The 20,781-nt window shown below is 64.8% G+C and carries 18 protein-coding genes and 2 pseudogenes; 10 read left to right on the forward strand and 10 right to left on the reverse strand.

Translation table 11 applies throughout. The annotated features are described in order from the left end of the window. Positions 1-103: 103 nt before the first annotated feature. The 3 genes and pseudogenes from dacB to FNZ07_RS29950 all read left to right on the forward strand — a co-directional run bounded on the left by dacB (position 104) and on the right by FNZ07_RS29950 (position 3,247). Positions 104-1,641, forward strand: a pseudogene (gene dacB / locus FNZ07_RS29945) (D-alanyl-D-alanine carboxypeptidase/D-alanyl-D-alanine endopeptidase). Positions 1,642-1,838: 197 nt separating this feature from the next. After that, the gene (locus FNZ07_RS33795; protein WP_170275860.1) at positions 1,839-2,003 is read left to right on the forward strand and encodes a hypothetical protein; all 165 of its coding nucleotides are present in this window, start codon (positions 1,839-1,841) and stop codon (positions 2,001-2,003) included. Positions 2,004-2,083: 80 nt separating this feature from the next. Beyond that, entirely contained in the window at positions 2,084-3,247 is a 1,164-nt protein-coding gene (locus FNZ07_RS29950) for an SGNH/GDSL hydrolase family protein (protein WP_091011141.1), read from the forward strand. A gap of 263 nt (positions 3,248-3,510) precedes the next feature. Here the strand turns inward: FNZ07_RS29950 and FNZ07_RS29955 are convergent, their stop codons facing one another. The 9 genes from FNZ07_RS29955 to FNZ07_RS29995 all read right to left on the reverse strand — a co-directional run bounded on the left by FNZ07_RS29955 (position 3,511) and on the right by FNZ07_RS29995 (position 13,260). Beyond that, positions 3,511-4,551, reverse strand: a complete 1,041-nt coding sequence (locus tag FNZ07_RS29955; RefSeq protein ID WP_091011140.1) for an L-threonylcarbamoyladenylate synthase — start codon at positions 4,549-4,551, stop codon at positions 3,511-3,513. 19 nt (positions 4,552-4,570) lie between these two features. Beyond that, positions 4,571-5,800, reverse strand: coding sequence for a 5-(carboxyamino)imidazole ribonucleotide synthase (locus tag FNZ07_RS29960; RefSeq protein WP_091011139.1), 1,230 nt, complete (start codon positions 5,798-5,800; stop codon positions 4,571-4,573). A gap of 93 nt (positions 5,801-5,893) precedes the next feature. Further along, the gene (gene purE / locus FNZ07_RS29965; protein ID WP_091011138.1) at positions 5,894-6,421 is read right to left on the reverse strand and encodes a 5-(carboxyamino)imidazole ribonucleotide mutase; all 528 of its coding nucleotides are present in this window, start codon (positions 6,419-6,421) and stop codon (positions 5,894-5,896) included. 24 nt (positions 6,422-6,445) lie between these two features. Further along, positions 6,446-7,336, reverse strand: a complete 891-nt coding sequence (locus FNZ07_RS29970; RefSeq protein WP_091011137.1) for a phosphoribosylaminoimidazolesuccinocarboxamide synthase — start codon at positions 7,334-7,336, stop codon at positions 6,446-6,448. A gap of 182 nt (positions 7,337-7,518) precedes the next feature. Beyond that, positions 7,519-8,583 (reverse strand): class II fructose-bisphosphate aldolase, encoded by a 1,065-nt coding sequence (gene fba / locus FNZ07_RS29975; RefSeq protein WP_091011136.1) that lies wholly within the window; start codon positions 8,581-8,583, stop codon positions 7,519-7,521. 363 nt (positions 8,584-8,946) lie between these two features. Continuing rightward, positions 8,947-10,383: a pyruvate kinase gene (pyk, locus tag FNZ07_RS29980; RefSeq protein WP_091011135.1), complete on the reverse strand. Its 1,437-nt coding sequence runs from the start codon at positions 10,381-10,383 to the stop codon at positions 8,947-8,949. Between the two features lie 328 nt (positions 10,384-10,711). Beyond that, positions 10,712-11,905 (reverse strand): phosphoglycerate kinase, encoded by a 1,194-nt coding sequence (locus FNZ07_RS29985; RefSeq protein ID WP_091011134.1) that lies wholly within the window; start codon positions 11,903-11,905, stop codon positions 10,712-10,714. A 279-nt stretch (positions 11,906-12,184) separates the two neighbouring features. Further along, a complete protein-coding gene (locus FNZ07_RS29990; RefSeq protein WP_091011133.1) occupies positions 12,185-12,508 on the reverse strand; it encodes an AzlD domain-containing protein in 324 nt (107 codons plus the stop codon). A gap of 5 nt (positions 12,509-12,513) precedes the next feature. After that, positions 12,514-13,260, reverse strand: a complete 747-nt coding sequence (locus FNZ07_RS29995) for an AzlC family ABC transporter permease (protein WP_091011132.1) — start codon at positions 13,258-13,260, stop codon at positions 12,514-12,516. Between the two features lie 332 nt (positions 13,261-13,592). Between FNZ07_RS29995 and FNZ07_RS30000 the strand changes: the two genes are divergently transcribed. The 6 genes and pseudogenes from FNZ07_RS30000 (at position 13,593) to FNZ07_RS30025 (ending at position 18,229) form a co-directional block, all read left to right on the forward strand. Continuing rightward, positions 13,593-14,516, forward strand: coding sequence for a branched-chain amino acid transaminase (locus FNZ07_RS30000; RefSeq protein ID WP_091011131.1), 924 nt, complete (start codon positions 13,593-13,595; stop codon positions 14,514-14,516). A gap of 61 nt (positions 14,517-14,577) precedes the next feature. Continuing rightward, complete coding sequence (locus FNZ07_RS30005; RefSeq protein WP_091011130.1) at positions 14,578-14,772, forward strand: zinc-finger domain-containing protein; 195 nt, start codon at positions 14,578-14,580, stop codon at positions 14,770-14,772. Positions 14,773-14,953: 181 nt separating this feature from the next. Next, positions 14,954-15,979 carry a lipopolysaccharide heptosyltransferase II gene (waaF, locus tag FNZ07_RS30010; protein WP_091011129.1) on the forward strand — a complete coding sequence of 342 codons (1,026 nt, stop codon included), beginning with the start codon at positions 14,954-14,956 and terminating at the stop codon, positions 15,977-15,979. A gap of 130 nt (positions 15,980-16,109) precedes the next feature. Next, on the forward strand, positions 16,110-16,556 hold the full coding sequence (locus FNZ07_RS30015; protein ID WP_091011128.1) for a nuclear transport factor 2 family protein: 447 nt from the start codon (positions 16,110-16,112) through the stop codon (positions 16,554-16,556). A 35-nt stretch (positions 16,557-16,591) separates the two neighbouring features. Then, positions 16,592-17,640 (forward strand): annotated as a pseudogene (locus FNZ07_RS30020) (hydrolase). After that, complete coding sequence (locus FNZ07_RS30025) at positions 17,633-18,229, forward strand: DUF2946 family protein (RefSeq protein ID WP_091011126.1); 597 nt, start codon at positions 17,633-17,635, stop codon at positions 18,227-18,229. The pseudogene FNZ07_RS30020 and the gene FNZ07_RS30025 overlap by 8 nt, the downstream one beginning before the upstream one ends. Before the next feature lie 106 nt (positions 18,230-18,335). Here the strand turns inward: FNZ07_RS30025 and FNZ07_RS30030 are convergent, their stop codons facing one another. Further along, positions 18,336-20,081, reverse strand: coding sequence for a M48 family metalloprotease (locus tag FNZ07_RS30030; RefSeq protein ID WP_091011125.1), 1,746 nt, complete (start codon positions 20,079-20,081; stop codon positions 18,336-18,338). Positions 20,082-20,284: 203 nt separating this feature from the next. Here FNZ07_RS30030 and moaC point away from each other — a divergent pair, with 203 nt between their 5' ends. Further along, entirely contained in the window at positions 20,285-20,761 is a 477-nt protein-coding gene (moaC, locus tag FNZ07_RS30035) for a cyclic pyranopterin monophosphate synthase MoaC (protein WP_091011124.1), read from the forward strand. Positions 20,762-20,781: the final 20 nt, after the last annotated feature.

Raw genomic sequence — 20,781 nt, forward strand, 5'->3', positions numbered from 1 at the left:
CGTGCTGTATCGCGCACCTCACGTTGCCCACGCAAACCGTTCGTCTCTTCCGAACACCTTTTCGTTTGCGCGATCGGCGGGTACCGGTTCGGGCCTCGGTCGCATCGCCGCGCTGACACTCGCGTGCGTGTCGCTGCTCGGCGCCGCACCGGCCCATGCGCGAATCAAGGCGCGGCATCCGGCGGTCAGTGTCAGCACGGTGCTGCCGTCCACAGTGATGGCGGGTCTGCAGCGCGCTCATGTGCCGCTGTCGGCCATCAGCGTCGTCGTCGAAAAAGTCGGCGACTCGACACCGATCGTCGCGATGAATGCCGGCATGCCGATGCTGCCTGCCTCGACGATGAAGCTCGTCACGACCTACTCGGGCCTTTCGCTGCTCGGTCCGGACTATCGCTGGCGCACGAGCGCCTATACCGACGGCGCGCTCGATGCGAACGGCATCCTGCACGGCAACCTGTACATTCAGGGCACCGGCGATCCGAAGCTCGTGCCGGAAGAACTGATCGATCTCGTGCAGAAGATCCGCAAGGCGGGCATTAGCGGCATCGACGGTGCGCTTGTCCTCGACAAGCGTTACTTCGATCCGTCGACGCGCGATCTGCCGCCGTTCGACGACGACGTCACGGCGCCGTATAACGTCGGCCCCGATCCGCTGCTGTACGCGTTCAAATCGCTGTCGTTCACGTTGACGCCGGCGCCCGACGGCAGCGTCGCGATCGACGTGCTGCCCGCCCTCGCGCAACTGCAGATCGACAACCAGTTGCGCGCAACACGCGGGCCGTGCCGCGGTGAATCGTCGGCGCTCGCGCCGAGCGTGACGCCGGATGCGAACGGCACCGTGGTCGCCTCGTTCACCGGCGACTACCCGTTGCGCTGCGGCGCCCGCACGATCAACGTCGCGGTACTCGATCACACGGCGTTTTTCGGCGGCGGCTTTCTCGCGTTGTGGCAACAAACTGGCGGCACGTTCACCGGCACGACACGCGAAGGCCCCGTCCCCCCACGGCACACCTCGTCGCCGCACACGATGGTCCGCCGCTCGGAGACATCGTTCGCGACATCAACAAGTTCAGCAACAATACGATGGCGCGCAATCTGTTCCTGACGATCGGCGCGATGTCCGGCAAGCCGCCCGCGACGCCTGAAAAAGCGGCGAGCGCGATCGACGCATTCCTCTCCCGCAGCGCGATCCCCACCGAAGATCTCGCGCTCGACAACGGCTCGGGTCTGTCGCGCGACGAACACGTCACCGCGCTGACGCTCGCCGACCTGCTGCAGGCGGCCAATGCAAGCCCGGTCGCCCAGGTGTTCGTCGATTCGCTGCCGGTGGTCGGTGTCGACGGCACGATGCGTCACCGCCTGACCACGCAGCCCGTGGTCGGCAATGCGCACATCAAGACCGGTACGCTGCGCGACGTGCGCGCCATCGCGGGCTATGTCGCGTCCGAAGACGGCGTGAGCTATGTCGTCGTCAGTCTGATCAACAGCCCGCACGCCGAAAGCGCCCAGGCCGCCCACGATGCGCTGCTCGAATGGGTCTACACGGGCATGGCGCCGCCGCCCGCCCCCGAACCCGTCGCCACCTCGCGCAAGGGCAGCGGCAAGCCCAGGAAAAACCCGCATCGGCACAGCGAGCATTGAGGATTCCTTCTAGCGAAGCCCCGCGCCGCAACGCGGCGGAGCGTGTACGCTGTCGGGCAGTGTTCGACGGGGCGGTATGAAACGCCCGCTACCCATGCGCTGCCGCGCCACAATTCAGCTGCGCGGCACCAATCGAACGAAAACGACAACGTCTGCCCATTCGCTGCGGCAGCTCGAGACCACGGAGGGGGACGCCCATGCGATTCGACGCCGAATTGCCTTTGCTCGCGATGGCGCACCAGGGCGCGGACAAGATCGCCTGGTTCTTCCTCATTCCGCTTTACACCACCATCTACGCACGCTTTCGCGTCTACGTTAGAGGTGCGTTTCAAACGCCGCGCAATCCACAAAATATTCTGTAAGCTGTCGTCACGCCGTCAGAGCGGCGGACGCTGCCTGCATCACATGGCAATGGCCACACAAACGAGGAGATGAAGTGAACATGAAATACAGGGAACCACACTACCGGAGCCTGACGCGCGTCGCCCAGATCGGCATCGCAGGCGCGGCGTTCGCCCTGATCGCCGCCTGCGGGGGCAGCGACGATAACAGCAACTCGAGCGGCAGCACCCCGGCCGGCGGCGTGAAGCTGCAGGTCGTATCGTTCGGCGACAGCCTGTCGGACGTCGGCACGTATTCGCCGGTCGTCACCGCGAATTTCGGCGGCGGCCGCTTCACCACGAACCCCGGTGAAATCTGGACACAAAAGGTCGCCGAATACTACGGCGGCACGTTGACACCGGCTTACCTCGGTGGCTTTGGGCAACCGTTGCAGGCATCGACGGGTCTCGGCTACGGCCAGGGCGGCTCGCGCGTGACGGACCCGAACGGCATCGGCCACGCGCCGGCCTCGCAGCCGTCGTACGCGCAGGCGACGACCGTACCGATCGTCACGCAACTGCAGAACTACCTGTCCGCGCACACCAACTTCAACGCGAACCAGCTCGTGCTCGTGAACGGCGGTGCCAACGACGTCTTCTATCAGGCCGGCGTCGTCCAGGCGACGATTGCCGCAGCGGTCGCAGCCGGTGCCGATCCGGCTACCGCGCAGACCCAGGCGGTCAATGCAGCCGTGCAGGCCATCGGGCTCGCCGCGACGCAGCTCGTGCAGAACGTGATTGCACCGATCCTCGCGAATGGCGCGACGAAGGTCGTCGTGTCGAACATCCCGGATATCGCGCAGACGCCGCAAGGTCTGTCAGGTGGCGCGTCGGGGCAGCAACTGTTTGCCGGCCTCGTGACGGCGTTCAACCAGACGCTGATCGGGACGCTGAACGCAGCGGGTCTCGCGAGCAAGGTGATCTACGTGCAGGCCGATCAGTGGCAAGACGGCGTCATGGCGAACTACCAGTCGAACGGCTTCACCGTATCGAATACGGGTACGGCGTGTAACCTGACCGCGATGGCTGCGGCTGCGGCGCAGCACGGTATGCCGAATCCGTCGGCATTTGCATCGTCGCTGTTCTGCTCGCCGGATACGTATACGGTTGCAGGTGCGGATCAGACTTATATGTTCGCCGATACGGTGCATCCGACTACCCATCTGCATGCGCTGTTCGCGCAGCAGGTTGAGAAGCAGATTGCGGCGGCGGGTATTGGCAAGTGATGTAGTGCAGCCGCGTAGCGTCAGGTTGCGCGGCTGGATTGAATAAGCCCGGTTGGTTTGGCTGCCTACACGATGAACGTGTCGGGCACAGCTAGAACAGGGTTATAACGAGCCTCATTCGAGGCTCGCTTTTTTTATCTGGGAGTTCAAGCATGGGTTGTCCGGCATATATTCCCGTTTTCGAGAAACATACCGTAAATCCATATTATTCAATAGCTTAATGCTCGCTCGATCATTGAAATAAGCGATCTCCGAGACGAAGCTCAGGTCTGCGCTTCAAACGCCGCTGCCGCCCGCCCCAACCGGTCATTCACCGCGATCCATTCAATCGTATCCGGCAGCTTCTCGATCAGGATGCGCGTCACATTCGCGCGATCGAGCGCACGCAGCAAGCCGTATAGCTCGCGTGCGTAGACGTGCGGATCTTCGGGCGCGGCGATGAAGTGCACGCCCGTCGCACTGGCCCACGCTCCCGCGCGCGATGCGCGCGCCACCAGGGCGATCCGCTCGTTGGTATCGCGTGCGGCGAGGAGCGGCTCCAGCGCCTCGAACGGCAGCAGCGCAAGCGGCGTGCGCGGCGCGTAGTGCGCCTTCAGCGTGCCCGATGCGCGCGGCGCAGTGGCATCCGATCCATCCGGCAGACGCGGCGCCTCGCCGAGCACGTCGGCGATATCCTGCGGCGTCACGCGTCCCGGCCGCAGCAGCGCCGGAAAACCACGCGACAGATCGACGATCGTCGATTCGATACCGACATCCGACGGCCCACCATCGAGCACATGAATCGCGCTGCCGAATTCTTCGCGCACATGCTGCGCGGTCGTCGGGCTCACATGACCGAAGCGGTTCGCGGAAGGCGCGGCCACTCCGCCGTAACCGCCCCTGAGCGCCGCGAACGCAGCAAGCAACGCCTGCGCAACCGGATGCGACGGGCAGCGCAAGCCGACCGAATCCTGACCGCCGCTGACCGCCGGCGGAATGTGCGCCGCGCGCTTGAGAATCAGCGTGAGCGGCCCCGGCCAGAACGCATCGATCAGCTTCTGCGCATCCGGCGGTAAGTCCTTGACCCAATACGCCGGGTCGCCCTGCGGCGGCAGATGCACGATCACCGGATGATTCGCCGGCCGCCCCTTCGCCGCGTAGATGCGCGCCACCGCCTCCGCGCTCTCGGCATCGCCACCGAGCCCGTACACGGTCTCGGTGGGAAACGCGACGAGTTCGCCCTCATCGAGCAAGGCCGCCGCGCGCTCGATATCGGCCGCGTTCACAGCGGCTGCGGGGAAACCTGCGGGTGTCTGATCGGGCATGGCAGCGATAAACCCTGCGTCAGCCGACGGCGATATGCAGCAGCCGCGCGCAATCGCGTGCAGCCGTGCGGGCTTCGTCGAGCGTCGACGCGGTGAAATTCACGTGGCCCATCTTGCGGCCCGGACGCGCTTCCTCCTTGCCGTACAGATGCAAACGCGCAGCGGGCATTGCCGCCACTTCATGCCACGGCGGCGTAACGGGCGCACCGAGCGGCGCGTTGCCCTGCGCACCTTTCACGTGATTCGCGTCGTCGGGAAACCAGATGTCGCCGAGGATGTTCAGCATCACCGCCGGCGAGTGCTGGCGCGTGTCGCCGAGCGGCATACCGGTCATCGCGCGGACCTGCTGCTCGAACTGGCTCGTGGCGCAGGCATCGACGGTGTAGTGGCCGGAATTGTGCGGGCGCGGCGCCATTTCGTTGGCGACCAGCGAGCCGTCTTCGAGAATAAAAAACTCGACGCACAGCACGCCGACATAACCAAGCTTCGCGGCAATCTGCAGCGCCGCCTGCTGCGCCTGGGCGACGAGCGTCGCGCTCGCGTCGGGCGCGGGCACGATCGTGTGCGAGAGCACGCCGTCGCGATGCGTGTTCTGCGCCAGCGGATAAACAGCGGTCGTGCCGGTCGCGCCGCGCGCGATCAACGCCGACACTTCGAACTTCAGCGGCAACCGCTTTTCGAGCACGCAGGCCACGCCACCCAGCGATGCATGCGCCTCGCGCACCTCGTCGGCATTGCGCACGCGCACCTGGCCCTTGCCGTCATAGCCAAGCCGTGCGGTCTTCAGGATGCCGGGCAGCACCGCTTCGAGCGCCGCGTCGTTGAGTGCGGCGAGCGCATCCGACGATTCGATCACCACGTGCGGCGCCACCGTCACGCCCGACGAAGCGATAAAGCGCTTCTCCGCGATGCGGTCCTGCGCGACCGCGACGCAGCGGCCAGCCGGACTCACGAAGGTCGTCCGCGCAAGAAAATCGAGGCTGACGGCCGGCACATTCTCGAATTCCGTCGATACCGCCGCGCACAACCGCGCGAGTTCGGTCAGCGCCGCTTCATCGTCGTAGGCGGCACGCAGGTGTCGATCCGCGACGGCGCCCGCCGGGCTCGTCTCATCGGGATCGAGCACGGCGACGCGATAGCCCATCGCCTGGGCGGCAAAACAGAACATGCGGCCGAGCTGGCCGCCACCGACCATGCCAAGCCATGCGCCGGGCAGAATCGGTGAAACCGGGGTGTTGTCTGGGTTCATCTCAGTGGTCGGCTCAATGGTGAACCCCGGCTGCCGATGCGCACACGCGTCGTCAACCGGGGTCACAGGTTCGGGCTGAAAACCCGTTTGCGCTTACAGCGCGGGCAGCACCATCGCGTGGGCCGCCTGGTTCTGACGCACGCGGAACGCAGCGAGCTTGTCCGCGTAATCGGTCGACGTGCCGCTCAGGATCGACACCGCGAACAGCGCCGCATTCGCCGCGCCCGCTTCGCCGATGGCGAAGGTCGCGACCGGCACGCCCTTCGGCATCTGCACGATCGAATGCAACGAATCGACACCCTTCAGATACTTGCTGGCGACCGGCACGCCAAGCACCGGCACCGTAGTCTTCGCGGCGAGCATACCCGGCAGATGCGCCGCGCCGCCCGCACCGGCGATGATCGCGCGCAACCCGCGCTCGCGCGCACGCTCCGCGTACGCGAACATCTCGTCGGGCATGCGGTGCGCGGAGACAACCTGCGCTTCGTAGGGCACGCCGAATTCCTGCAGGATCGCCACGGCATGCTTCATGGTGTCCCAGTCGGAACTGGAGCCCATCAGCACGCCGACGAGCGGCGCATCGTGCGTATGGGCAGTCGGGACGGTCTGGACTTCACTCATCGTACTGGCTTCCGTGTGCGCGGGTTACGCGAGCTTCTGGCCGGTCAGCCGCTCGAGCGCTTCCTGATACTTCTCGCTCGTCTTCGTGACCACGTCGTCGGGCAGCTTCGGCGCCGGCGGCTCTTTTTTCCACGGCTGGGTTTCGAGCCAGTCGCGGACGAACTGCTTGTCGAACGACGGCGGGTTGGTGCCCACCTGGTACTGGTCGGCGGGCCAGAAACGCGAGGAATCGGCAGTCAGCGCTTCGTCCATCAGATACAGCTTGCCGTGATTGTCGAGACCGAATTCGAACTTCGTATCGGCAATGATGATGCCGCGGGTGGCCGCGTAGTCGGCGGCGGCCTGGTACAGCTTGATCGAGATGTCGCGGATCGTCGCCGACAGTTCGGTGCCGATGCGGCGCTCCATGTCGTCGTAGGTGATGTTCTCGTCGTGATGGCCCATCTCGGCCTTCGCGGCCGGCGTGAAGATCGGCTCGGGCAGCTTCTGCGCGTTCTGCAGGCCGGGCGGCAACTGCACGCCGCACACCGAACCCGTCGCCTGATAGTCCTTCCAGCCGCTACCGGCCAGATAACCGCGCACCACCGCTTCCACAAGAATCGGCTCGAGACGCTTGACGACCACCGCGCGCCCCTTCACCTGCTCCGCTTCGTCGGCTGCGACCACCGATTCCGGCGCGACGCCGGTCAGGTGATTCGGCACGATGTCCTTCAGACGCTCGAACCAGAAATCGGCCATCTGGTTCAGCACACGGCCTTTGCCCGGAATCGGCTCGCCCATGATCACGTCGAACGCCGACAGGCGGTCGGTGGTGACGATCAGCAGGCGGTCGTTGCCTACCGCGTAGTTATCGCGGACCTTGCCGCGGCCGAGCAGCGGCAGCGAGCGGAGCGTGGATTCGTAGAGGGTGGACATCGTCGTGATTCGCTAAAAGTGGGGTCCGGGACGGGACAAATCGGTAAAAAACCGCAAAAACCTATGGAAAATCAAAAGCTAAACGCCGTTCCCCATGATCATGCGGGAACGGCGATGCGCAGGCAACCGCCAGACGATCCGGCCGTTCGCTTAACCGCGGCCGGGTCGGCAAAGGCAGTATTTTAACGGACGACCTGTGAGAGCTCGCCGGCCTTGTACTTTTCGGCGATCCGGTCGAGCGACAGCGGCTTGATCTTGCCCGCCTGCCCTTCGCAGCCAAACGCCAGATAACGGTCGACACATACCTTCTTCGCCGCGTCGCGCGCGGGCTTCAGATAGTCGCGCGGATCGAACTTCCCTGCGTTCTGCGCCATGTAACGACGGATCGCACCGGTGATCGCCAGACGCAGGTCGGTATCGATGTTGATCTTGCGCACGCCGTACTTGATGCCTTCCTGAATCTCTTCGACCGGCACGCCGTAGGTTTCCTTCATGTCGCCGCCGAATTCGCGGATTTCCGCGAGCAGTTCCTGCGGCACCGACGACGAGCCGTGCATCACAAGATGCGTGTTCGGAATGCGCGCGTGAATTTCCTTGATGCGCGAGATCGACAGGATGTCGCCGGTCGGCTTCTTCGAGAACTTGTACGCGCCGTGCGACGTACCGATCGCGATAGCGAGCGCGTCGCACTGCGTTTGTTTGACGAAGTCGGCGGCCTGTTCGACGTCGGTGAGCAGCTGCTCGCGCGTCATCGTGCCTTCTGCGCCGTGGCCGTCTTCCTTGTCGCCCTTCATCGTTTCCAGCGAACCGAGCACGCCGAGTTCTGCTTCGACTGTCACGCCGATCGAGTGCGCCGCTTCGACCACCTTGCGCGACACGTCGACGTTGTAGTCGTACGAAGCCACCGTCTTGCCATCCGCTTCGAGCGAGCCGTCCATCATCACGCTCGTGAAGCCGCTGCGGATCGCCGCCATGCACACCGCCGGCGACTGCCCGTGATCCTGATGCATCACAACCGGAATGTGCGGGTAGGACTCGACGGCTGCTTCGATCAGGTGCCGCAGGAACGGCTCGCCCGCATATTTGCGTGCACCCGCCGAGGCTTGCATGATCACCGGCGCGTTCACCTGGTCGGCGGCGGCCATGATGGCCTGCACCTGCTCCAGGTTGTTCACGTTGAATGCCGGCAGGCCGTAGCCGTGTTCGGCGGCGTGGTCCAGCAATTGACGCATTGACACGAGAGGCATTGCGATACTCCTTTGATTTAAAACGAATCCTGTGTCGTCGGCATCTCATTGCGCGAGGTTATCGCGATGCCTGTTGCGCGCTGGGGCGCAGAGGGGCTCGCGTGTGTTGCCTCTTGCGCGAAACCCCTTGCGCACGCCTCTCGTCAGCGCGCTTCAGGTGGTGCCGATCGTCGGCGTAACGCGGCTTATGTCGTGCCGCTTGTAACGCCGCTTATGTCACGTCATTCATGCAGCACCGTTCATACAGTGCCGCTCAAGCAGCGCTGCTCGTGCAGCGCCGCTTGCGTAACGCGGTCATGCAATGCTGCATACGTACGCCGGTCATGCAGCGTCGCTCACGCGACGCTCATCACGCGGTACCGTTCAATACGGCTCGCCGACACGCACGATCTTCAGCGTGTTAGTACCGCCGGCCTGCCCCATCGGCTCGCCGACCGTCAGCACCACCATGTCGCCGCGAGCGGCATAGCCCTTGCTGACCACCACTTCGAGCGCCTGCTGAAGCGCGATATCGCGATCGCTGCTGCTGTCCAGATGCAGCGGCCGCACGTTGCGATAGATCTGCATCGCACGCTCGCTGCCGATACGCGAGGTCAGCGCAAAGATCGGCACCTGGGTCCAGTGACGCGACATCCACAGCGCGGTCGAACCCGATTCGGTCAGCGCGACGATCGCCTTCGTACCGAGGTGGTATGCGGTGAACAGCGCACCCATCGCAATCGACTGATCGATCCGCGTGAAAGTGCGGTCGAGGAAATCCTTGTCGAGCTCGACGTGTTCGGACTTCTCGGCTTCGAGGCAGATCGCGGCCATCGTTTCGATGGTTTGCACCGGGTACTTGCCCGCTGCCGATTCCGCCGACAACATCACCGCGTCAGTCCCATCGAGCACCGCGTTCGCCACGTCCGACACTTCGGCGCGCGTCGGCACCGGCGCGTAGATCATCGACTCCATCATCTGCGTCGCGGTGATCACGAACTTGTTCGATTCGCGCGCCATGCGGATCATGCGCTTCTGCAACGCGGGGACGGCAGCATTGCCCACTTCGACGGCGAGATCGCCACGCGCGACCATGATGCCGTCCGACGCATCGAGAATGCCCTGCAGCGCCGGAATCGCTTCGGCCCGCTCGATCTTCGCGATCATCTTCGGCTTGATGCCGTACGGTGCGCCGGCAATGTTGGCGAGCTGGCGCGCCATTTCCATATCGGTAGCGTTCTTCGGGAACGACACCGCGACGAAGTCCGCGCCGAGCGACATCGCCGTGCGGATGTCTTCCATGTCCTTCGCGGTCAGCGCCGGCGCGGTCAGACCGCCGCCCTGCCGGTTGATACCCTTGTTGTTCGACAGCTCACCGCCGATCTTCACTGTTGTGTGGATCTCGTTGCCGATCACACGCGTGACGTTCAGCACGATCAGGCCGTCGTTCAGCAGCAGGATGTCGCCGGTTTTCAGGTCGCGCGGCAGGTCCTTGTAGTCGAGACCGACGCGTTCGTCGTTGCCGAGTTCGCAGTCGCTGTCGAGGATGAACGCATTGCCCGGCACAAGCGTGATCTTGCCGTTCTCGAACTTGCCGACGCGGATTTTCGGGCCTTGCAGGTCCGCCATGATGCCGACTTCGCGACCGGCGAGGCGGGCTGCTTCGCGGACGAATTCGGCACGCTGGCGGTGATCGTCGGCGGTGCCGTGGGAGAAGTTGAGCCGCACCACGTCGAGGCCGGCGTCGATCATTTGTTGCAGGATCTCGGGCGTGCTGGAAGCCGGGCCGATGGTGGCGACAATCTTGGTGGCGCGATGCATGAGTCTCCTCGTTTGAATGGATTCGCTGGTATGAGCGCTGGGAGTCGGATGCGTGGGCTGCGCGCCGACGGATGCTGCCGGGGCGCCGGTGGGGACCGGCGCAGCGGATGAAGACGAAACTTCGTGGATGGCCTGCGCGGCTAGCGCCGCGGTCGACGCCTGGGCGTCCGAAGCCACCGGTGCCGCGACCTGCGGTGCAGCGCCGGCCGGTGCGGTACGGCGTGATGGGCCGCCGCTCGCGGAGCGCGCCGTGCGCTCCGTTGCAGAAGCACCGCGTGCCGCCGCGGACCGGGCCTTCGCCGGTTTTGCCGGAGCGCGTGCGCTCACGTCAAGCCCGCGATTCGAGCACTTCGACCGCCGGCAGCTTCTTGCCCTCGAGGAATTCGAGGAACGCGCCGCCACCGGTGGAGATATAGCTGATCTTGTCGTGGATGCCGTACTTCGCGATTGCAGCGAGCGTATCGCCGCCGCCCGCGATCGAAAACGCCGATGAGTTCGCGATCGCCTCGGCCAGTGTCTTCGTACCGTGACTAAACTGGTCGAACTCGAACACGCCGACCGGACCGTTCCAGACGATCGTGCCGGCCGTCCCAAGTTGCGCGGCCAGCGCCTTCGCCGTATCCGGACCGATGTCGAGAATCAGGTCGTCGTCCTGCACGTCGGCAACGGCCTTGATCTCGGCCTTCGCAGTCGCGGAGAATTCTTTCGCAGTGACGACGTCGGTCGGAATCGGCACCGATGCGCCGCGCGCCTTCGCCTGCTCGATGATCGCCTTCGCGTCTTCGACGAGATCAGCTTCCGCCAGCGACTTACCGATCTTCAGACCGGCCGCCAGCATGAACGTGTTCGCAATCCCACCGCCGACAATCAACTGATCGACCTTCTCCGCCAGCGATTTCAGAATGGTCAGCTTGGTCGACACCTTCGAACCGGCGACGATCGCCACCAGCGGCCGCTTCGGCGCACCGAGCGCCTTGCCGAGCGCGTCGAGTTCGGCGGCGAGCAGCGGGCCCGCGCAGGCAACCGGCGCGTACTTCGCGATGCCGTGCGTCGTCGCTTCCGCGCGGTGCGCGGTGCCGAACGCGTCGTTCACGTAGATGTCGCAGAGCTGCGCCATTTTCTGCGCGAGTTCGTCGGAGTTCTTCTTTTCGCCCTTATTCACGCGGCAGTTTTCGAGCAGCACGACCTGGCCCGGCGCGACCTGCACGCCGTTCTCGACCCAGTTCGCGATAAGCGGTACGTCACGGCCCAGCAGTTCAGCGAGGCGCTTTGCGACCGGCGCAAGCGAATCTTCGGGCTTGAACTCGCCTTCCGTCGGGCGGCCCAGATGCGACGTGACCATCACGGCGGCGCCCGCATCGAGCGCGTCCTGAATGGCCGGCACCGAGGCGCGGATGCGGGTGTCTTCGGTGATGTTGCCCTGGTCGTCCTGCGGCACGTTCAGGTCGGCACGGATAAACACGCGTTTGCCGGACAGCTTGCCGGCGGCGATCAGATCGGTGAGACGCAATACCTGGTTCATGGGCGTGTGTATGCGGGTTGGGTGGAAAGCGGTTGTGGACGATGCTTGCGGCCTGCACATCCGACCGTGCGATGGGTACGCGTGTCGGGCAGGTTCGCGTCCGTTTGAAACGAACCCGCGGCGGCCTGTTGGCCGGCGCGTCGCGCAGCAATCCGGAGGACCGCCATTTTAACCGATACCCATGACGTTCTAACCCGTGTCGGCGCGAATGTCCTGTATCTGGGTTGCGCACTATCGATGCCGCAGCGCAGCATGCGCCGGGTGCCCTTAGTTGGGCACCTAGACGACAAACCGCAGAATCGTGAACACGACCATTCCGACCACGATCGTGCTGACCATACTGCGTCGCCACAAATACCAGCCGAGCCCAGCGACGCTTGCGTAGAACTCGTGGTTGGAGAGCCCAAACGACAGACCGTCGGGTGTGACCAGAACATCCGGTAGTACGACGGCGGCAAGCGCCGCCGCGGGCGCGTAGCGCAGCATTCGCTGCACGCGTTCCGGCAGCACCGTCCGCTCGCCGCCGATCAGAAACAGTGCACGCGTGACCGCGGTCACGAGCGTCATGCCGAAGATGGCAAGCCAGATCTGCGTAGTGGACATTGGGGTCATTGCGAATCTCCGGTGCGCCGGCGGATGCGGCGCAGGTCGGCGCGCTCGACAAGCAGGTCGGTGATGCTGCCGGCGGCGATCGCGGTCAGCACGGCGATCGGCAGGGCGAGCCGGTACGGCAGTTCGAAGGCGAGCAGCGCGACCACGCCGGCGATACTGACCGCCACCAGCGTCGAGCGCGTCGCAATGGCCGAAACCATGATCGGAATCAGTGCGAGCGTGCCGGCAAGCGCCAGGCCCCAGTTATCCGGAATAAGGCTGGCGAGCAGGATGCCCGCAATCGACGACACCTGCCACGACAGCCAGCTCGCGAGCGACATCCCCCAGAAATACGCTTCCTTGCCGGGCACGCGGCCGGGCGCGAAGCGCTGCTTCTGGAACAGCAGATAGATCACATCGCCGTTGAAATAGCCGATCAGAAGGCGCCGCCACAGCGGCAAATACGAGAAATGCGGCGCGAGCCCGGCGCTGAAGATCACGAAACGCGTATTCACCATCGCGGCGGTGAGCAGGATCGTCCAGACCGGCAGATGGGCGGCAAAAAGCGGCAGCACCGCGAGCTGCGACGACCCCGCGTAGACCAGCACCGACATGCCGAGTGCCTGCGGTGTGGTCAGCACGGATTTGCTCATCGCAATACCGGTGACGAGCCCCCACGAGAGGATCGCCATCAACGTCGGGGAATAGTCGCTCAGGCCCTGGCGAAAGGCGTGGCGGTCTTGAGCGGACAGGCGAGCGAGCATCGGAGCAACGTCCCGGCGAGGATGCACGGGAGCGACAGGAAGTGGCCGCCAGTTCGTCGAACACCCGCTGGCGCATCCGGATTTGTATGATATGCGGGCTGGATTATAGCGTTTGAAAGCTGTCTGAATGCCCGTTACGCATGCAAAAGACGCTAAAATGGCGCTCTTCGCCGCGTGCCGGATCTTCGCGACGGCCTCTCGCACCGCGTTCCCGGCTCGTCCGCCGGATCGACGCACCGCTTCTCGAGATCCGGACGCATGCGCGGCGACGCCGGGGTAGCCCGCACCGGGGTAGCCCGGTCACACAGTAACCGCACCGCCTGGAGAATCGTATGTCAATGGCCGACCGCGACGGCAAGATCTGGATGGATGGCAAGCTCATCGACTGGCGCGATGCCAAAATCCACGTGCTCACCCACACGCTGCATTACGGCATGGGCGTCTTCGAAGGCGTACGCGCCTATCAGGCGGCCGACGGCAGCACCGCGATTTTCCGTCTCCAGGAACACACCAAGCGGCTGCTCAACTCGGCGAAGATCTTCCAGATGGACGTCCCGTTCGACCACGAAACGCTCGCCGCCGCGCAGCGCGAAGTCGTGCGCGAGAACAAGCTCGAGAAGGGCTACATCCGTCCGCTCATCTGGATCGGCTCCGAAAAGCTCGGCGTCTCGGCCAAGGGCAACACGATCCACGTCGCGATCGCCGCGTGGCCGTGGGGCGCCTACCTCGGTGAAGACGGCCTGAACAAGGGCATCCGCGTGAAGACCTCGTCGTTCACGCGGCATCACGTGAATGTGTCGATGGTCCGGGCGAAAGCGTCGGGGTGGTACGTAAACTCGATCCTCGCCAACCAGGAAGCCGTCACCGACGGTTACGACGAAGCGCTGCTGCTCGACGTCGATGGCTACGTGTCGGAAGGCTCCGGCGAAAACTTCTTCCTCGTGAACAACGGCAAGCTGTACACGCCCGACCTGGCGTCGTGCCTCGACGGCATCACGCGCGACACCATCATCACGCTCGCGCGCGACGCCGGCATCCAGGTGATCGAAAAGCGCATCACGCGCGACGAGGTCTACACCTGCGACGAAGCGTTCTTCACCGGCACCGCCGCCGAAGTCACGCCGATCCGCGAACTCGATAACCGCACGATCGGCAACGGCGCACGCGGCCCGATCACCGAGAAGCTGCAAGCCGGGTTCTTCGAGATCGTCGCGGGCAAGAACCCGAAGTACGCACACTGGCTGGCAAAGATCTGAACCTTGCGCGCGCGGCCTCGACATCACCTCGAGCCGCGCCGCCTAAAAAGAGAAAGTCCTCATGAGCGAAATCAAGGAAATGCCGCTGGTCGAACTGTCGGCAAAAGACCTGCCCGCCTATTGCCCGAACCCGTCGATGCCGCGCTGGAGCACCCATCCGCGCGTCTTTATCGACGTGACCCACGGCGAAGCGCGCTGCCCGTACTGCGGTACGCGCTACACGCTGCGTGCCGGCGAAGTGGTCAAGGGCCACTGAGCATCGCGCGCACCCGTCAGGCCGCGACCGCAGCCGCGGCGCAGGCGTTGCTGCGCATCCGTCAGATGCGTGGACTCACAACGCAGCGCCCGCCGTCGCCGCGGCCTTCTCTCCTGCCACACTCTGGACGCCGCGTGCCGTTGCGCGCGGCGCTTCCTTTTTATACCGGACACTCCCACTGATGCGCCGCGCGCTGGTTATCGCACCGAACTGGATCGGTGACGCATTGATGGCGCAGCCGCTGCTGGCGCGGCTCGTGAAACTGCATCCGCGTATCGCGATCGATGCGGTCGCGCCGTCGTGGGTCGCGCCTGTGCTCGAACGCATGCCCGAGATCCGCGATGTCTACGCAACCGATCTCGCGCACGGCAAGCTGCAGTTGTGGCGTCGCTGGCAACTCGCGAGCGATCTGCGCGACGTCGGTTACGACGCTGCCTACGTGCTGCCCAATTCGCTGAAATCGGCGCTGATTCCGTGGCTGGCCGGCATTCCGTTGCGCATCGGCTATAGCGGCGAGAATCGCCTCGGCCTGTTGAACGTGCGCCATGCGAATCCGCGCAAAGACGAACGCCCGCCGATGGTCGATCAGTACGCGGCGCTCGCCTACGCACCCGGCGCGAAAGTCGCGGGCGATCTGCCGGCGCCGCGCCTCGATGCCGATCTGAACGAAGCGGCGCGCGTGTCGGCACGCTTCAACCTCGATACGCGCGTGCCGCTGCTCGTGTTCTGCCCCGGCGCAGAATACGGTCCCGCGAAACGCTGGCCGCCCGAACATTTCGCGGCGCTCGCGCAGATGGTCGGCCAGTCGTTTCCGTACACGCAGATCGTCGCGCTCGGTTCGCCGAAAGACGCGCCGCTCGCGCAGGCCATCGCCGATCGCGCGTCGAACGTGCGCAACCTGTGCGGACAAACCGCGCTCGGCGAAGCCTGCGCGCTGATATCGCGCGCGAACGCCGTGGTCAGCAACGACTCGGGGCTGATGCACGTGGCAGCCGCGCTGCGCCGGCCGCTCGTCGCCGTGTACGGTTCGACCGACCCGCGCCACACGCCGCCCCTGTCGGACCTCGCGAAGGTACAATGGCTGCATCTCGAATGCAGTCCCTGTTTCCAGCGCGAGTGTCCGCTCGGGCATCTGAACTGTCTGCGGCAACTCGGTGCCGAACAGGTTTTCGGCGATCTGCGCGGCATGCTCGTCGCGCAACGCTGAACCGACCGCTGCCGCGTCCGCTCGCGGCATCATGCCCTTGCCTTACCGCACGGGCATCCTCGCGGAAGTCCGCAGACTGCTCCGACTACTGGAACGCAACCGCGCGCCGCGCACAAGAGACCGACCCGCCATGCCACGTTTTGCCCACATCTTCGAAGCCGCTGCGGATACCCTCAACGCCTATTACCAGGCGGTCGCGGAGGTCAATATCGACAGCTTGATGGGCTTGTGGATCGATGAGGAGTTCGTGAGCTGCATCTGCGCGGACGGCTCGCATTTGCATGGTCTCGACAGCATTCGCGCGGGGTTGTCGCTGCAACTCGAAGCAGCGCCGGTGTCGATCGAACCGCTCGATATCCGCGTGTACGACAGCCTCGGCACGGTCGTCTACGCGATCGCGGAGGCGCATCGCCCCGCCGACCAGACCGCCACCCCGGCGATGGTCTTCACCACCTACGTGATGGTTCACGAACGCGGCGAGTGGCGCATCGCGCACATTCACGCGAGCACCATGCCGAACGAAACAGCGAGCCAGTTCGCCACGAAGATGCGTCACGGCCAGGGCTCGTTGCACTGATTCGATCGACACGAGGTAACGGTTCGGATGTTGCGATGAGCACGACGCACGACAACTCTCCTTCCTCCAGCCCACGCGAAATATCGGCGGAGAGCGCGCTGACGGATACGCAGTATCGCGCGCCGTTCTGGCTGCCGAACCGCCACGTGCAAACTATCGTGCCCGCGCTGTTCGGGCGGCCTCCCTCCGTTACTTACCGGCGCGAACGCTGGGACACTCCCGACGGCGATTTCATCGAACTGGACTGGGCCGATGCCCGGCCGGTGCCGATGAGGATGCACCGCTCTTCGTGTTGTTCCACGGTCTTGAAGGCAGCTCCAGTTCTCATTACGCCCGTGCGCTGCTGCATGCCGCGCAGGCACGCGGCTGGCATGGCGTCGTGCCGCACTTCCGCAGCTGCAGCGGGCCGTTGAATCTGCTGCCGCGCTTCTATCATCTGGCGGACAGCAACGAGGTCGACTGGGTGCTGCGCCGGTTGCGCGCCACGCATCGCGGGCCGATCTTTGCCGCGGGCGTATCGCTGGGTGGCAACGTGCTGCTGCACTGGCTCGGCGAACGCAGAGAAGACGCGTCGTTTATCACGGCTGCCGCCGCTGTCTCCGCGCCGCTCGATGTGCATGCCGGCGGCCGCGCGCTAATGAAGGGCTTCAATCTGATCTACACGCGCAACTTCCTGAAGACGCTGAAGCAGAAGGCGCTGCAGAAGCTCGAGCAATATCCTGGTCTGTTCGAGCGCGAACCGATGCTCGCGAGCCGCAACATGTACGAGTACGACAACATCGTTACTGCACCGCTGCACGGTTTTCGCAACACGGAAGACTACTGGACCCGTGCCACCACGCGCCCGCTGTTGCCTGGCATCGCCGTGCCGACACTCGTGCTCAACGCGCGCAACGATCCGTTCCTGCCGGCTGCGGTGCTGCCTGCGCAGCACGAAGTATCGGCGGCCGTCGAACTCGACCAGCCGCATCACGGTGGTCACGTCGGCTTCATGACCGGACCGTTTCCCGGTCGTATCGACTGGCTGTCGGAGCGCGTGTTCGGTTATCTCGCGCCGTTTGCTCCGGTCAATCGCCATGGATGAAATCGTTCGCGAAGCGCTCGTCAAATGGCCGAACGTGCCGCATTGCACGGGCTGGCTGCTGCTCGACCGACGCGGCAACTGGCGCATGCGCGACGAAGCGGCGCAGGCGCGCGGCGCCGCCGGGGAACCGATCCGTCATGTCGCGCTACTCGGCTTTATCAACCGCAATTACGAATGCGATGCGCGCGGGCAATCGTTCTTCCAGAACGGACCGCAGCGCGTGTATGTCGAGCTGGGTTATACGCCGTGGGTCGTGCGGCTTGCCGTTAGTGCGGAGGGGCCGCTCGTGCTTTCCGATCAGGCAGGTAACGCGTTCGAACCCGCCGCCGCGTGGCTCGACGATGAAGGTAGCGTGCTGTTCAGCGACGCAGCGACGCCTGCGCGTATCGCCGTGCTGCACGATCACGATCTCGATCTGTTCTCGGCGCATGCAACGCTGAGCGAAGACGGCAGCGGTGGTGCTTTTGCTTGGCGTGCCGATGCGATGTTGTCGTTGCAGCCGGTGCAACGTGGGGAGGTCGCGGGGCGCTTTGGTTTTGTTGCTAGTCCGGCGGCTCTCGCGGCGCAAGGGGCTCGGGGTAGCGACTAGTACCGCGTCTTATCCGCTGTGCTTCTCGTCTTCTGGTTTCATCACTCGTTCCGTTCTCGCGGTGCAAGAAGTGCAAGAGGTGCGAGGCGGCGCCAGGCACCGCATCTCATCCGCTGTCCTTCTCATCCTGGCGCTCTTCCTTATAGCGCGTCTCGAAGTCATGCAGACGCGCATCGATCGTCGCCAGATCGTAGTAGCCTACCGTCTTGTCGTCGCGCGCTTCCTTCAGTTGCCGGATCGCCGATGGCCAAGCCCCTTCCAGCGCGAATTTCTCCGCCAGCGCGCGATGTTGCAGCAACGCATCGCCGGTACCCGCGCTCGCTTGCGCGAGGTAGCGCCACCACGCGGGCTGCTGCGGATCGGCACGCGTCTCCTGTAACGCGAGCGTCTGCGCATCCGCGAAACGGCGGGCGGTGAGCAGCGTCTGCAGGCGCATGTCGATGGCGGCATGCGATTGCGGCCAGCGACGTTGCGCGCTTTCCGCGAGCCGCATCGCTTCGTCGTTGCGGCCCGCGCGACGCGCGATATCGACCGCGAGGATGTCGAGGCTCGGCGTACTGCGTACGGTGCTGCCTTCGCTCGCCTCGGTATTGCCGAAGTGCTTGCGCGCGGTATCGAGCGATGCAGCCGCATCGTCGTAGCGTTCGAGCAACATCTGCGCATACGCCACGCCGTACCAGTTTGCCGCGACGTTCAGCGCGGTCCGCTCGTCGAGCTCGGAGCGCAGTCGCGACATCTCGTCGGCGTAGTCGCTACGCGAGCGCTGCTGCAGCACCCGCACGCGCGCGCGGACGAACCCGTATTCGGGCGACTGACGCGGCTGACGGTACGGCGCGCGCCGCGCACGATCTTCCATGTCGGCGATGCGCTCGCCGGTTAGTGGATGCGTGCGCGCATACGGCGGCACACCCGCATCGCCCATCGATGCGCGATCGAGCCGCTCGAAGAACGCCGGCATGCCGTACGGATCGTAGCCGGCGCCGGCCAGCAACTGGAAGCCGACGCGATCGGCTTCGTGTTCCGCGGAACGCGAGAAGCGCAATTGACTGTCCACCGCGTAGGCCTGTCCACCGAACGCAATCGCACTGCCCAGATCGCCGCTGCGCGCGACGATGCCGGCGAGCACACCGAACAGCATCGCCGCCAGCGCGGCGTAGGCGTTGCGCTCGCCGGTCGCGATCATGCGCGCGATATGTCGCTGCAACACGTGACCCATCTCGTGTCCGAGCACCGAGGCAAGTTCGGATTCGGTCTGCGTCGTCACGATGAGCCCCGTGTTCACGCCGATAAAACCGCCAGGCAACGAAAACGCGTTGATCTGCGGATCGCGCATCGCGAACAGGTCGAAGTCGGGACGATATCCGCCGATGTACTGCGCGCTCGCTGCGGCCGCGAGTCGGGCTGCTACCGAATTCAGATAATCGCGCACGAGCCAGTCGTCGAGATAGGCAGGGTCGCGCCGCACTTCGCGCATCACGCGCTCGCCGAGTCTGCGTTCGGCCTGCGGTGTGAGCTTGCCGCCCGAGCCGTCGCCGAGGTCGGGCAGTTGCTGGCTGACGAGCGGCGCGCGCCAGCCGACGTTGGGGCCGGGCTTGCCGGAGAAGCGGCTTTCGGCACCGCCGTAGGTGCCGAAGACGCCGTCGGCGATCGAAGGTGGGACGATCGATACTACGTAGGAGTTGAGGGGGCCGATTTCGAGTGGGGGTCCGCTGTCGGTTGTGCTGGCGGTCGTGCTAACGCCCGGGCTGCGACTATCGCCGGACGGTGTGATCGGTTGCGCGGCCGTATAAACGCCCGGCGGCGCGAGCAGCGTGACGCACAGCAAGGCAGCGACAAACCGTTTCGGGCGCATTGCAGGTTCGGAATGGCGGAGTCGAAGACGAGGCCGCACGCGACGTGCGAGCCGGACTTACAGTTATTGTAGCGAGCGTACTCGTCGCGTCATGTCGATTTGTGAGTGCCCGGCTACACTCGCGATACTTGCCTTCCCTACTATCGTCGCGTCGCACCCCAGCCTGTCACTGTATGATAGGCGCCCTCTGAAGGAGCCCGACCATGCCCGAACTCACTCATTTCGACGCAGCCGGACAGGCGCATATGGTGGACGTCGGCGGCAAGCAGGAAACCAAACGCACTGCCGTCGCGCGCGGCTCGATCCGCATGCTGCCCGCCACGTTCGCGCTGATCCGCGACGGTCACGCAAAGAAAGGCGACGTGATCGGCGTCGCGCGAATTGCGGCGATCCAGGGCGCGAAGCGCACGGCCGATTTGATTCCGCTGTGTCATCCGCTCGCGCTGACGCGCGTTGCCGTCGACTTCGCGCTCGACGAAGCGCTGCCGGGCGTGCACTGCACCGTGCAGGTGGAAACGTTCGGTCGTACCGGTGTCGAGATGGAAGCGTTGACCGCCGTGCAGGTGGGACTGCTGACGGTCTACGACATGTGCAAGGCAGTCGATCGCGGGATGACGATCACCGATGTGAAGGTGCAGGAGAAGCGCGGAGGGAAATCGGGGGACTGGAGCGCGGGCTGAACAGAACCCACGGCGCGCAT

The organism is Paraburkholderia megapolitana, assembly GCF_007556815.1.
Lineage (GTDB): Bacteria > Pseudomonadota > Gammaproteobacteria > Burkholderiales > Burkholderiaceae > Paraburkholderia > Paraburkholderia megapolitana.

Bases quoted from the DNA above. Each gene is read 5' to 3' on its own strand.
- FNZ07_RS33795 (WP_170275860.1), top strand. From the start codon at position 1,839: ATGCGATTCGACGCCGAATTGCCTTTGCTCGCGATGGCGCACCAGGGC.
- pyk (WP_091011135.1), bottom strand. From the start codon at position 10,383: ATGCATCGCGCCACCAAGATTGTCGCCACCATCGGCCCGGCTTCCAGC.
- FNZ07_RS29960 (WP_091011139.1), bottom strand. From the start codon at position 5,800: ATGAACCCAGACAACACCCCGGTTTCACCGATTCTGCCCGGCGCATGG.
- FNZ07_RS29985 (WP_091011134.1), bottom strand. From the start codon at position 11,905: ATGAACCAGGTATTGCGTCTCACCGATCTGATCGCCGCCGGCAAGCTG.
- FNZ07_RS29970 (WP_091011137.1), bottom strand. From the start codon at position 7,336: ATGTCCACCCTCTACGAATCCACGCTCCGCTCGCTGCCGCTGCTCGGC.
- FNZ07_RS30000 (WP_091011131.1), top strand. From the start codon at position 13,593: ATGTCAATGGCCGACCGCGACGGCAAGATCTGGATGGATGGCAAGCTC.
- FNZ07_RS30030 (WP_091011125.1), bottom strand. From the start codon at position 20,081: ATGCGCCCGAAACGGTTTGTCGCTGCCTTGCTGTGCGTCACGCTGCTC.
- FNZ07_RS29990 (WP_091011133.1), bottom strand. From the start codon at position 12,508: ATGTCCACTACGCAGATCTGGCTTGCCATCTTCGGCATGACGCTCGTG.
- FNZ07_RS30025 (WP_091011126.1), top strand. From the start codon at position 17,633: ATGGATGAAATCGTTCGCGAAGCGCTCGTCAAATGGCCGAACGTGCCG.
- purE (WP_091011138.1), bottom strand. From the start codon at position 6,421: ATGAGTGAAGTCCAGACCGTCCCGACTGCCCATACGCACGATGCGCCG.
- FNZ07_RS29955 (WP_091011140.1), bottom strand. From the start codon at position 4,551: ATGCCCGATCAGACACCCGCAGGTTTCCCCGCAGCCGCTGTGAACGCG.
- waaF (WP_091011129.1), top strand. From the start codon at position 14,954: ATGCGCCGCGCGCTGGTTATCGCACCGAACTGGATCGGTGACGCATTG.
- FNZ07_RS29995 (WP_091011132.1), bottom strand. From the start codon at position 13,260: ATGCTCGCTCGCCTGTCCGCTCAAGACCGCCACGCCTTTCGCCAGGGC.
- moaC (WP_091011124.1), top strand. From the start codon at position 20,285: ATGCCCGAACTCACTCATTTCGACGCAGCCGGACAGGCGCATATGGTG.
- FNZ07_RS30005 (WP_091011130.1), top strand. From the start codon at position 14,578: ATGAGCGAAATCAAGGAAATGCCGCTGGTCGAACTGTCGGCAAAAGAC.
- fba (WP_091011136.1), bottom strand. From the start codon at position 8,583: ATGCCTCTCGTGTCAATGCGTCAATTGCTGGACCACGCCGCCGAACAC.
- FNZ07_RS30015 (WP_091011128.1), top strand. From the start codon at position 16,110: ATGCCACGTTTTGCCCACATCTTCGAAGCCGCTGCGGATACCCTCAAC.
- FNZ07_RS29950 (WP_091011141.1), top strand. From the start codon at position 2,084: ATGAAATACAGGGAACCACACTACCGGAGCCTGACGCGCGTCGCCCAG.